The 13150-nt window shown below is 42.5% G+C and carries 10 protein-coding genes; 1 reads left to right on the top strand and 9 read right to left on the bottom strand.

Annotated elements, in window-relative coordinates:
- Positions 1-9: 9 nt before the first annotated feature.
- The 8 genes from ispG to LU633_RS07300 form a co-directional block, all read right to left on the bottom strand.
- The gene (gene ispG, locus LU633_RS07335; RefSeq protein ID WP_016191569.1) at positions 10-1131 is read right to left on the bottom strand and encodes a flavodoxin-dependent (E)-4-hydroxy-3-methylbut-2-enyl-diphosphate synthase; all 1122 of its coding nucleotides are present in this window, start codon (positions 1129-1131) and stop codon (positions 10-12) included.
- 37 nt (positions 1132-1168) lie between these two features.
- Positions 1169-2170 (bottom strand): cytoskeleton protein RodZ, encoded by a 1002-nt coding sequence (gene rodZ / locus LU633_RS07330; RefSeq protein ID WP_016191570.1) that lies wholly within the window; start codon positions 2168-2170, stop codon positions 1169-1171.
- Complete coding sequence (gene pilW, locus LU633_RS07325; protein ID WP_016191571.1) at positions 2160-2897, bottom strand: type IV pilus biogenesis/stability protein PilW; 738 nt, start codon at positions 2895-2897, stop codon at positions 2160-2162. The genes rodZ and pilW overlap by 11 nt, the downstream gene beginning before the upstream one ends.
- Before the next feature lie 82 nt (positions 2898-2979).
- Positions 2980-4155, bottom strand: coding sequence for a bifunctional tRNA (adenosine(37)-C2)-methyltransferase TrmG/ribosomal RNA large subunit methyltransferase RlmN (locus LU633_RS07320; protein WP_016191572.1), 1176 nt, complete (start codon positions 4153-4155; stop codon positions 2980-2982).
- 238 nt (positions 4156-4393) lie between these two features.
- Complete coding sequence (gene ndk, locus LU633_RS07315; protein WP_016191573.1) at positions 4394-4825, bottom strand: nucleoside-diphosphate kinase; 432 nt, start codon at positions 4823-4825, stop codon at positions 4394-4396.
- A 540-nt stretch (positions 4826-5365) separates the two neighbouring features.
- On the bottom strand, positions 5366-6076 hold the full coding sequence (locus tag LU633_RS07310; protein ID WP_040465653.1) for an MgtC/SapB family protein: 711 nt from the start codon (positions 6074-6076) through the stop codon (positions 5366-5368).
- Between the two features lie 127 nt (positions 6077-6203).
- The gene (locus tag LU633_RS07305) at positions 6204-7418 is read right to left on the bottom strand and encodes an MFS transporter (RefSeq protein ID WP_016191575.1); all 1215 of its coding nucleotides are present in this window, start codon (positions 7416-7418) and stop codon (positions 6204-6206) included.
- Positions 7419-7432: 14 nt separating this feature from the next.
- The gene (locus LU633_RS07300; protein WP_040465664.1) at positions 7433-8251 is read right to left on the bottom strand and encodes an MBL fold metallo-hydrolase; all 819 of its coding nucleotides are present in this window, start codon (positions 8249-8251) and stop codon (positions 7433-7435) included.
- Positions 8252-8414: 163 nt separating this feature from the next.
- On the opposite strand from LU633_RS07300, the gene LU633_RS07295 reads away from it, so the two are divergent.
- Positions 8415-10574, top strand: coding sequence for an extracellular solute-binding protein (locus LU633_RS07295; protein ID WP_016191577.1), 2160 nt, complete (start codon positions 8415-8417; stop codon positions 10572-10574).
- A 191-nt stretch (positions 10575-10765) separates the two neighbouring features.
- On the opposite strand, the gene LU633_RS07290 is transcribed toward LU633_RS07295, so the two are convergent.
- A complete protein-coding gene (locus tag LU633_RS07290) occupies positions 10766-13123 on the bottom strand; it encodes a glycerophosphodiester phosphodiesterase family protein (RefSeq protein WP_051124384.1) in 2358 nt (785 codons plus the stop codon).
- Positions 13124-13150: the final 27 nt, after the last annotated feature.

Below are 13150 nucleotides of genomic sequence, written 5' to 3'. Positions count from 1 at the left end.
GCTGCCCGATTATTTTTCAACCTGCTGAACATCAATGCGTCGCGATTGGTCCATCATCGCGGCTTTGGCACGGATGCGCGCCTCAAGTTGGTCAATCATGTCATGATTGTCAAGACGCTCGCGAAGGCGCACGCCGTCTTCATAGAAACCACTTTTCTTATTACTGCCCGTCACGCCGAGGGTGGAGACCAGGGCCTCACCCGGCCCGTTTACCACGCAGCCGATGATAGAAACATCCATAGGCGTGATAATATCTTCCAGCCGCTGTTCAAGCTCATTTACCGTGCCGATAACATCGAACTCCTGGCGGGAACAGGTGGGACAAGCAATAAAATTGATACCCCGTGAGCGAATACGCAGTGACTTCAGGATATCAAAACCTACTTTTACCTCTTCAACCGGATCGGCGGCCAGAGAAATGCGCAGCGTATCGCCAATCCCTTCCGATAAAAGCAACCCAAGACCGATGGCAGACTTAACCGATCCCGCCCGTGCCCCCCCCGCTTCAGTGATACCAAGGTGCAGCGGCTGATCGATTTGCTTTGCCAGAAGGCGGTACGATTCTACCGCAAGAAAGACATCGGACGCTTTGACGCTGACTTTGAACTGGTCAAAGTTAAGGCGATCAAGATGATCTACATGGCGCATCGCGGATTCGAGCAATGCCTGAGGGGTTGGCTCGCCATATTTTTCCTGTAAATCCTTTTCCAGGGACCCGGCATTTACGCCGATACGGATGGGAATGTTATTATAGCGGGCACAATCCACGACCTGGCGGATACGCTCTTCATTACCGATATTACCGGGGTTGATCCGCAGACAATCCACGCCATATTCAGCCACTTTCAGAGCAATACGATAATCAAAATGAATATCGGCAACCAAAGGAACGTCAACCTGTTGCTTAATCAGGTGAAAAGCTTCCGCAGCATCCATAGTGGGAACCGACACGCGGACAATATCCACGCCGACGCGCTCCAGCGCTTTGATTTGCCTGACCGTCGCGTCAACATCCGTTGTTCGCGTATTCGTCATTGACTGGACGGCGATGGGTGCACCGTCGCCCACAGGCACCTTGCCGACGTAAATACGTTTCGATTTGCGACGGGTGATGGGTGCTTCATTATGCATATTCTTTCTCCGAAATTACCCGCGACCAACAGCGATATTAATGCCCACCAACGGTCAGACGGGCAACCTGGTTTGAACGGATAAAACGACTCAGGTCCACTGGCTGTCCCTGATACTGAATCTGCACGGCGGAAGGTGCACCAATTTTTACATGATAAGGCGCGGTGCCGTTCAGGCTGAGTTTGCCACCGCTACGCTGCATTCCGCTAAACAACTTCTTACCCGATGCATCACTCACTTCCAGCCAGCAATCTTTTGTGAAATTCATAATCAATGCCGTGGCATCCACAGCAGGCGCGCTAACGCCAGCAGCGGCCGTTGGCATGGATGGAGCTGCCTGGCTTTCAGTGGGGACCTGTGCTGACGAAGCACCCGTGGGCTGCTCGTTACCGGACGGCTGAGTCGTGCTTGCGGAGGGAGCAGGACTATTCGCGGAGGCTGCTGGTGAAGTGGAAGGAGCGTTTTCTGTCCGTGCTGAAGGCGCGCCTGCCGGGGTAGTTTGCGCTGGTGCCGTCTGTACAGCAGGTGACCTGTCAGTGCTGCTGCTGTCAGTCAGAGAAACAGGCTGGCCGTCGCCCCGACTGGCTGAATTTTGTTCTGCCATGGAAGCAATATCGTCCTGAGCTGCCTTATAATTTTGCCACCACCACGCTCCGGTTAGTCCCAGTACAACAATAAACACCAACCAAGTGAGGGTCATCAGCCAGCCATCGCGTTTTTTACGGCGCTTACCCAGCGAAAATCCTCGCATTGGCTGCACCTTTGCTGCACGGACAGGGGTCTGCTTCGCCATCATTGGCAGCAGCTCCTCCTCAGGTACGTGAACCAGACGTGCATAGGAACGAATGTAGCCACGCAGAAAGGTCGATGCCAGTTCTGTCGGCGATTTATCTTCCTCAATGTCCCGCACGGTAGAAAGTTTCAGGCACAGGCGCTCGGCTACATTTTGCTGAGTCAGACCCATTTTTTCACGAGCATCCCGCAAGCGCTGGCCCGTTGAGTTTGGTAATGATTTGTCTTGAATGGCTTCAGTATTCATTAGCTAAAAAGTGCAGGTACTGTATCGATTGTGGAAAATTTCGCGCCAGCTGCTCCCCTGCCTGCATGACGCCTTCAGGATGCCTGGCCTGCGCGGCGAAGCGAATCTCTAGCCACAGACTTTCTGCACTGGCAGGAAAGTTGTGTTGATAAATTTTTAAAAGGAGCAGCGGACTATCGCGCTCATTATTTTCAAATCGCCTTTCGGCTTCTGCCAGGAGCATTTGACCTTTATGCGGATCATTACGCGTCGCCTTAATCAGCGCCACTTCAGCCTCTTGCCTGTTTCCGGCACGAAGGTAGCAGTATCCGGCATTTTCTAACACTTCTAACACATCGGCCCGGCTATCGTTTGCAGATAATTCTGCGGCGCGGCTGAACTGCCGCTGGGCCGCATCATACTGCCCTAAACGACAGAGAAACGCACCGTAATTATTGATTACATCGTGGTTGCTTCCTGCCAGCCGTAACGCATGTTGATAATACCTTTGCGCTGTATCCTCGTGCCCCAACCTTTCCTGATAACGCGCCATCGCCAGATAAGTGCGGTAATCATCAGGTGAGAGCCGCATAGCCTCACCCAGATTGCGCCCTGCTGACTCCAACTCGCTACGGTCCAGATAAGCAAGACCAAGTTGCAGCCTTGTTAAGGCCAGCTGATGATGTTGTCGTGACTGGCTGCATGCACTGAGCAATAATGCCAGCCCAGCCAGAAATCCTTTTCCCATACTGCCTCCTGATTAGATTGCGCCTTACTCTACGGCAAACAAATCAAGAGAAACAGCCACGCTCCGATCAAAAATAAAGCTCTCAGAGCGCTTTCACAGAAATCGGCTCACCAGCCATTTTTTTACGCATTGTCCGCCGGGTACGATCAATGACCTCACCAGCAAGCTGCCCACAGGCTGCATCAATATCATCACCGCGAGTCTTACGCACAATAGTAGTAAAACCATAATCCATCAATACTTTAGAGAAACGATCGATACGACTGTTCGAGCTGCGTCCGTAAGGTGCGCCGGGGAAGGGGTTCCAGGGAATCAGATTGATTTTGCAGGGCGTATCCTTCAGTAAAGCCGCAAGTTCATGGGCGTTATCCGTGCTGTCATTGACATGGTCAAGCATCACATACTCAATGGTCACACGTCCCTGATTTGCATTCGATTTCGCAATGTAACGGCTGACGGCATCCAGAAAAGTCGCAATATTGTATTTTTTATTAATAGGAACGATTTCATCACGTATTGTGTCATTTGGTGCATGTAAAGAGATGGCCAACGCCACGTCAATAACATCACCAAGTTTGTCCAGCGCGGGAACGACGCCGGAAGTAGACAGTGTCACACGACGTTTGGACAGACCAAAACCAAAATCGTCGAGCATGATTTCCATTGCCGGTACGACATTATTGAGATTTAGCAGCGGCTCCCCCATTCCCATCATGACAACATTCGTAATCGGGCGCTGTCCGGTAATCTTTGACGCCCCAATAATTTTAGCGGCACGCCAGACTTGGCCGATGATCTCTGATACGCGCAAATTACGGTTGAACCCCTGCTGGGCCGTCGAGCAAAATTTGCATTCCAGCGCACAACCAACCTGTGAGGAGACGCACAGTGTGGCACGATCTTTTTCCGGAATATAAACGGTTTCAACCTGCTGTCCACCGACCGAAATAGCCCACTTAATAGTGCCATCCGCAGAACGCTGTTCTTCCGCCACTTCCGGAGCACGGATTTCAGCCAGTGCTTTCAGCTTGCCGCGAAAAACCTTATTAATGTCGGTCATTTGATCGAAATCATCACAACAGTAATGGTAAATCCACTTCATTACCTGATCGGCACGAAAAGGTTTCTCACCCAGGCTGACGAAAAATTCGCGCATTTGCTGGCGATTCAGATCGAGTAAATTGATTTTTTCTTTTTTAGCTTCAGCCACGGCAATGGCAGAGGGAGCAGACGATGAAGTCACGTTGTGTTCAGACATAATTTTCTCTGGCCTCGTTGTTACACGTTATGGCACTGGGGAAGAGTACATATTTAAAGGCGTCAAAACAGCGTAAAGCTGCTTTTGGCCACTGCGGATTAACACGTCAGATATAATTGGAACGCCCCTGAGAAAGCGCTCTTACTCAGGGGCCTGCATTCTACAGGTCTGGCAGAACGGATTAAAGCATACTAACAAAATAATTTGTAAGCACGTCCCCAACCTGCCCGCCCGCAAATTAGCGGGTGCGCGGGCAAACTTCACCTTCGCCGAAGAAGTAAGCGATTTCACGGGCAGCAGATTCAGCGGAATCTGAACCATGGGTCGCGTTTTCTGTAAAGCTGTCGGCATAGTCAGCACGCAGCGTACCGGCCAAAGCATTAGCAGGGTTGGTCTCACCCATCAGGTCACGATGACGCTGTACGGCGTTCTCGCCTTCAAGCACAGAAACCACAACGGGGCCGGAGGTCATAAATTCGACAAGACCGTCGAAAAAAGGCTTCCCCTGGTGTTCTGCATAGAAACCTTCAGCCTGCTCTTTGCTGAGGTGAAGCATTTTGCTACCAACAATCCTGAAGCCTGCGCTTTCGAAACGATTGAAGATGGCACCAATCACGTTTTTTGCCACCGCGTTCGGTTTTACGATAGAAAATGTACGTTCAATAGTCATTTGGACCTCTGTTTGACATCGTATGTGACCGGTAAGAAAGCTCTCCGGCTCGGAAAATGGCGCAGATTATAGGGTGCATCGCCGGGCTTGCCTATGAGATATTTTACAAATTTTTCAATATCTGCTTATTTTGCAACAATTTGGATCGCCGGATCTGAGTGGCATTATTTTAATTGTGTCATCTGTACGGGGTTTGCTTATCTGCAAAAGCTAGGTAAACGCGGCGAAATGAGTGCGATAAAGGCTTCAGTGATAAATTATTCACAGCAAACCAAATTGAAATTCAGCAGCGCACACAATTGTGACAAACTCCGCACTCGTCCGCACATCCGTGAATTAACCATAATCGGTTCTTATAAGAACCATTTCAGCCACACATTGAAAACAACCATGCCGCGGCTCTTTTGGAAAACTCACTGACGATAAAACCTGTACAACCACTCACTCATTTCAGGCAAGAAGAAATATAGAAACCGCCCTCCCTTTCCATATATAAAATTAACCTGACAATAGTTTTGAGCACCTGAAGTTTTTAATGACTTATCTGTCAAGTGCAACGGAATAAACACCATCAATATCTTTTAGCGTGGAGTACAGGCTAAAAACCGTGAGTTTTTTCCTGGTTGAAAGCCTCATATTCATTATTATTTTTTCTTTCTTACCATCGATAATATTGAGATTATCAATGTAGCAACTTTTATCATGCATTATAGAAAAAACTAACGGAATGGTATTCCTGTCAAGAATAACTAAATGAACGGATGCCCGGTGAATATGTCCGTCAGTCAGCCTGAAACGGGCAAGAGCAGAACTGAATCTTATTGCGAACAAAAACAACACCGTTCCCATCAGCGCATAAAGATAAAAAGTTGAGCCACAAGCGATACCCACACCAGCAGAAGCCCATACCATGGCAGCAGTCGTCAAACCTGAAATACCATCCCCCTCTTTGTGCATAATGACACCTGCGCCAAGAAAGCCCACGCCACTAATGACCTGGGCAGCAAGTCTCATGGGGTCTGTGCGAATATTAGATGACATTTCAGCATAATACTCAGCCGACTGAATTGATACTTGAGTTAATAAACAACTGGCAACAGAAATAATGATACAGGTTTTAATTCCAACGGGCTTATTCTTCGACTCCCTCTCCCAGCCAATGATAGCACCCAAAATGAAAGATGCACTGAATTTTAAAATTGCATTCCAGAACTCTGAAAAACTGAAAAGAGTATAAAAGTACTGTTCCATCAAAACAAAGCTCTCCCAAGTCAATACTCCTTGTAATGCAGCATAAAAACTTAATTGGATAGTGTATTATTTATATATTGCACTACAAATTAAAAGCCCCAACACTAATATTTTACTACAAATATTTTTACTGCTCTGGAAAGTCTGTTTTCGGCTCATCCCTGAAAAAAATGAAGAAAGCCACAGAAACAACTGCCGCAATTACCATAGGATATAACCAAAATGTTTTCCATTGCAATAGAGACTGAGAATCAGTCAATGTTACTGTGCTGTTGAATATTTTTCCACAGACGGTGGAAGCAAACATTAAACCAATTCCGTTCGATATAATAAAACGTAAACTCTGCGCCTGTGCTTTAATTTTCTCACCAGCCTTGCTGTTAACAAAAATATCTCCCGCAGTAAAGAAAAAATCCCAGCAAAAGCTTTGCAACATCAAGGCAATTAAAACATAGGCTATATTATTATCCATTGCTGAGTGAGACAGAAGCAAACATCTTATAATCCAGCAGATCGCCCCCAATAAAATAACTCTCTTAAAACCAAATTTCATCAGAGAGAATGCAAGTACAAACATAAAAATAATCTCAAATACGGTACCGACTTGCAGCATAGTTGCCGCATTATCAAATCCCAATGATTTGAGAAAAACGGGTATATAAGCAGAATATGCTGTTTTCGGGATCATAAGTACAAATGTTGATAGCATGAAAATACTGAAATTTCTGTCTTTAAAAAGCAATAATGCATCAAGACAAAGCAGGTCATTAATTTTAAATTTTTCTCCTTTCGCTTTAGGCGGTGTATCAGGCAACGTCAAACAGTACAGCCCAAGACATGCACCCGAAAAACTCGCAATATACCATGTCATTATGCTTCCAGAGAAGCCAAACTGTCCGAGTATAAAACCTATTGACATAAATCCGAAAGTGCCAAACACACGTATAATTGGAAAGGTCTTAACACCACTGACGTGGCAAAAACTTATACTGTTAGCTAATGCAGCTGTAGGGTAGAAAAGCAGCCCAACGATAAAAACCATAACCAAAAACATTACATCGTTATGAGCGATGATATATTGGGGTGTCAATAATAAAATCCCGGCGTTGACTAAATGCAACACTGCCATTACTTTTTGAGAACAAAAAAATCTGTCTGCTATCATACCTATGATCAGTGGTGAAAGTATTGTCGCCAAACCTAACATACCATAAGCTGTGCCAATAATTTCTGACATACCATAAGTGCTTAATACCAGACCCATCGTCATATTCCAGGCCCCTTGCACAAAGTACTGAGCATACATCATAATAAAAAGCCGTGGCGTTTTTTTAAATTCCATATAGATTTTTCCTTCTACAGATTAATTTTCAATCCATCGTGTGCAATGCATATTCCGTGCGGTTTCATTTTTTCATTAATTTCAGAATGGGTCATTTTGACATTATGTGAAATATGCGAGAGAATTATTTTACTACACTCATTCAAACAACCCATGGATATCATTTTCTTTTTGACTTCAATAATTGTTTCAAAACTCATATGTCCATTAGTTTTACTGTTACCATTACTTCCTATTGTGCATTCCAAAACTAAAAGATCTATTTTTTTTCCATCAAGATATTGCCATGTCAACTCGGGAAACCAACCCGAATCATGACCATAAAATATTGCCTTGTTTCCTTTTTTTATTAAATAAACATAACAAAACTCCCATACTGCATGATTTGCCAGTAGTGGTGTAATAGTATAACCATCGATTTCCACATCATTAAAAGGTATGATCTTATTGAGTATAAAACGCTCGTCACTGTAATTTTCAAGAAGTTGAGCACATTTCCCTATAGCAATATCATTACCATGTACTTTCAATGGGTGGGTAATATTGTGACCAAACCCTTCCATCCGGCTGTAAAGCTCTCCAACATTGAAATGATCAGGATGAGTATGCGTAAAAAATAAATTCGTTATTTTTCTGGCATCCACAGTATCACGCATCAACTGATAACTGTATTCAGGAGATATATCGATTTGCATAACGTCATCAATAATTACAGAAGAACGCGTGCGGATATCTTTCCCACCAATAATCCGCGTTTTCTCACATAAATCACAGGAACAATAGGGATTGGGAATTCCCTCTGAAGCTGCTGTTCCTAAAAAATGAAGCTGCATGTTCATTAATTCTCAGACGGTACTGCTGCTCAATGTTAATCAGGAGAAACTTTTTTTGGTACGTGTCAATTATGCAAATTCTAATGTTTTACACCCCTCACAGATTTGTTGCTATTGATGCACTGATGGTAGGATGGGTATTGTCGGATTTAAGAGGTTATTTATGGCAACAATCAAAGATATAGCCAGGCTGGCAGGGGTTTCACATGGAACTGTTTCGAATGTCCTCAACAAACGCGGCAATGTAAGTGCAGTTAAAATCAGTGCCGTTAAAAAAGCAGCCGAACAACTTGGCTATCAGGTCAATGTGCAGGCACAAACGCTACGTGGGGGAAGCTCCAGACGCATTGCGCTGGTTGTACCTAATTTGCGCGCAGAGCGCTATCATGACCTTTATAGTGGTGTTAATAATATCTTATCGAAACATGACTATCATGTTGAAATATTTATAACTAACGATAATCAAGATATCGAAAAAAAACAGGTAAAACTTCTGGCAAGCCACCAATGCCAGGGAGTTATTGTGGTGAGCTGTCTGTCTGCCGCTGATATATATTATAAGCAACTCTCAATTTCGCAGGAAAAGATCCTGTTCATTTACAGAGAGCCAACCGGAACAAAATGTTATTTTAACATCGAACACCAAAATGAAATCAATCATCTCACTGCAGAAATTTTAAAGAAAGGGTATAAAAAAATTGGTGTGTTTACCGAGCCTGAAAAATATTCGAATATGAAAAAATTTATGCAACATTTGAATATGGCACTTTCCAGAGGGAAAAATATAAAATTACAGCATTACTCTTGTACCGATTCTGAATGTCACAGAACTGCTTTTCGATTTTTTCAAGATTCTGTACCTGATGTTATCGTCTGTTCCGATTTTGATAAAGTTCGCCACCTTAAAAATGCAAGTCAGCTTAGTTCTAATCTGAGCTGCCCTCCCATCTATACATTTTCCGGTGAAGAATTACGCCTTGAAGAAAATATTTACTGTTCCTCAATAAATTATGAAACATTCGGAGTAGAACTGGCTGAAAAATTAACAGGCGCCTCAAATAAGAAGAATAACATACAGCCCAAATACAACGATAACTATCGACATTTTTATTCAAAAAACGATCTTAAAGACTTCCCAGATAAAATAAAGATCCTCACTATCCCGAGTCCAACGACAGATGTACTCGAAAAGTTATTACCGCATTTTTTTAGAATAACGGGAATTAACGTTGAAATAACTAAAACACCATTCAATAATTTTATTGAAATTACAAAAAACCCGAGAAAGTTTATCGAATACGATTTAATAAGAATAGATATAGCAACGTTGCCAGTGTTAGCGAAAGAAATTTTTGAACCATTAAAAAAACTAACACCAGATTTATCCTATCTTCTTGATGACTTCCCAAATGAAATAACTAACAGATATAGTAAAGTTAATAATATTACTTATGCTATACCTTTTGACTCCAGTGCTCAGATGCTTTTTTACCGTAGGGACCTGTTTGAAGACCAGAAAATCAGGAGAATATATTTTGAAAAATTTCGACAATCTATGAATGTACCTGAGAGTTTCGAGCAATTTGACAGGCTATCTTTATTTTTTTCAGAACTTCAAAGACAAGGTGAAATAACACCAACAGGCTCATGCGTCAATACGGGGGGAACAGAAGTAATAGCTACAGAGTTTTTACTGCGCTACTACGCTAAAGGTGGACGACTGTTAAATAAAAAACCGCCCGCACAACTTGATCAACAGATAGCAGAAGATGTGCTTAAACAATATCTGACCAGCCTGGACCATAACTTACGTATCAATAGTAACTGGTGGAAAGATGCAATTACCCATTTTGAACAAGGTAATCTTGTCATGCTGCTTGTCTATAATAACTTATTATCAAATGTTGCAGGTAACGAGCTTTCCTCAACCATCGGGTATTCTATCGTACCCGGAAGCAAGCCTTTACTAGGAGGAGGATCAATTGGAGTGATAAAGAGTTCTGTCAAAAAAACACAGTCTGCTTTATTTTTACAATGGCTCTATTCCCCCACAATTATTGAACAGATCGTTCTGCTTGGAGGAAGTTCAGCTTCTCGTCATCAGTACAACAATGCAAAAATTATAGATTGTTATCCGTGGATTTCATTAGTAGAAAAAAATTCAATCTGTGGCATTCGTGAAAATGCGTTTGACGATGGAAAGTATTTTGATTTACACAAGGCTGAAGATATTATAGGCGGTGAGATAATTCAAATTATTGATAGAAAACTTAACATTGTCGATAGCATCCAGAAAATCAATGCCAGACTAGCAAAATATTGAAGCGGGCCTCAATATGAACACATTAGCGACATAATATATTTTACTAATGTTAAGCAAATTTGAAATTTTTTCACTTATCGTACATAATAATAAACACAGTGCTAAAAAACAGATACGACGAAACTTCCATCATTCGCCGTATCTGGTTACAAATTGTCATTCGGTGAGTATCAAGTTAACACTTATATACATTATTCCTCTTCTATTTTTTCCAGATACCAGCTTGCCCAATCGTCTGGCGTATTTGTATTTCTAAGCAACCCATATGCAATACCATAATAAACTCCCCCCCGATAAAACTCGATGTATTTTGTATCATCTCCGGTGTATAAATTGCGTAATTTATAGTTTTCCGTATGCCAGAAATGTGTTTCAGTATTTTCAGGGTTGCAGTTAGAAGTAAATTTCAGATATGAAGTATCTCCATCTCTTCCACTAAGACAGAATTTATCATCATTAGAGTAAATTTGATTTACAGCACCGTATTTAACATTTTCAATTACCCTCATTTTGAGTTTATTACTATAACTAATTTTGTCAGCGTACTTGCATGCATAAACCCATGGGTATTTTGAATAGCTGTTATCGTATATACACACCTGACCATTCCAAATCAACGGTGATGAACCGCCGCCCCAACCTTTAAATTTTGCCGTTACCCCGTCCGGGGTAGACCAATATTGCAATGCCCAGGCGAGGGTTGATTGCATACTTTGCCTTGGATAGTGTGGATTCGGTATTGAAATCTTGTCCAGATTACCTCTCTTCGCAAAATAATTATCAATACTGTCAGTATCGTCGGCAGTGATGACATTAGCACCAATTGCCCGATTCCATGCGAGATTTTCTCTAATATCTTCAAGTTCATTTTTGGCCAACCTGTCCTTCAGGCTGTAGCAACATTGGGAATCGTTGTTGTAATAGGCTTTGGTAATATCAATTCTTTTTTTATGATTAGAAGTATTAGGTACAGTAACACCCGACACAACGTCATCTCTCCACATAATGCGATCGCCTACGGGTACATAAGTACCTAAAGGCTTGCCATTTTTTTTCACAATGGCAATCATATAGGCAGGTGAACCAGGAATAGTATTATTCATGTAAAGGTTTTCTGGCCTGTCATAACCGCCTTGTACGGATGGGATATGTTGTGTTTTTATAAATCCACTTTTTGAGTTTTTAATAACAATCTCAACGTTAGGAACATTCTGTCCATGAGCAGAGGACCACCAATAAACAGCCCTGCTTGCGTTGTCGTGCAAAGGGTCACCCTCGGGTTTCGCGATAGCAGACTCAGGCAGTTTATTAATTCTTTCTGCCGCAGCAGGACTCATTACAGGGTTTGCCATAATATTAATATCTGCCCCAATATCCCTTAACCCGGCAACCCAATCAACATAGGTTGGATACTCTGCCATATTGAATTTAACGATAACTCTTTTAATTAAAGTAGGATCTGACTTGGCCTCATCAGTAATAATTTTCGCCACACGCATAATAAGCTTAGGCTCTTTTACTTCGAGATAGAGCAAGGCTTGTCCATTTTGTTCACGGTAATCCCTGAGTAACTCTTCTACCGTAATGATTGTGTCTCTTGTAGGCCGCCTTCTTGGATCAAGAAGTGGTTTTCTTTTAAGTTCAGCTAACATCATTTGGCTGAGAAGGACATTTGACCCCGTGTTTCTGTCGGGGTCATAAGTGGGTTCCATCATCTTACCTATTCTGACATCATGAAATATCACAGGCTGATTATCTTTAGTTAACAGAACATCTGTTTCTATTGCTGGACGACACATTTTATATGAGAGCCTGAACGCACTGAGGCTGTTTTCAGCTACATTTGTATCTGAATCCCCACGATGACGTACGGTAATAATTTTATCTTTACTTGCAATATCTCCCAGTTGATCATAAAGTTTCTGCCAATCAGGACAATCACTTCCCACATTCCGCTTAAAAATCTTTCCGCCCGTTTTAGGTACCATATTTTCCGGGAAGAACTTGCCATCTCTTAACTCAAGATATAATTTCTCTCCGTTTTCCTTCCTGATAAAGTATTGCGTCTTGCCTTGAATAATACGAACAAAGTTATCATTTATCTTTATATATTTGTTATTTTCACTGTCTTGCCTTAGCCCCTCATCGTTAGGTGAAGAGAGTAAACTCGTATCAATATTCTTTTCGTACATATCAGGTGTGATACTGTTTTTTAATTTATCTGATACATGCATTGATGTTGGCGATTCAAATAGCCAACGTCTGCCATCCCATTCAATGGGGTAACCTGCCGTTGGATCCATTGTGTTAAAAACCTCATACAATGCCCCCTGAACTGCGTGCTTCTTATTTCTTACAGGGACAATTTTTCCATTCATTTCCACATATCTGGATAAAATATAATTCACCTCTGTGTTTTTATAAACCTTATTATATATACCCCCATTACCGTAATATTTATTGTTATTATTACCTAACGTAAAATACGTATAATCATCGCTAACATCTGTGGCTATTTTATTAATAAGGTTTTCATTAGCAATGATCAAATACAGAATAATAATGATTTGTCGAAA

The organism is Erwinia tracheiphila (assembly GCF_021365465.1).
Lineage (GTDB): Bacteria > Pseudomonadota > Gammaproteobacteria > Enterobacterales > Enterobacteriaceae > Erwinia > Erwinia tracheiphila.
Note: the sequence above shows the minus strand (reverse complement) of the source record. Positions and strands in the feature narration are given on the sequence as shown.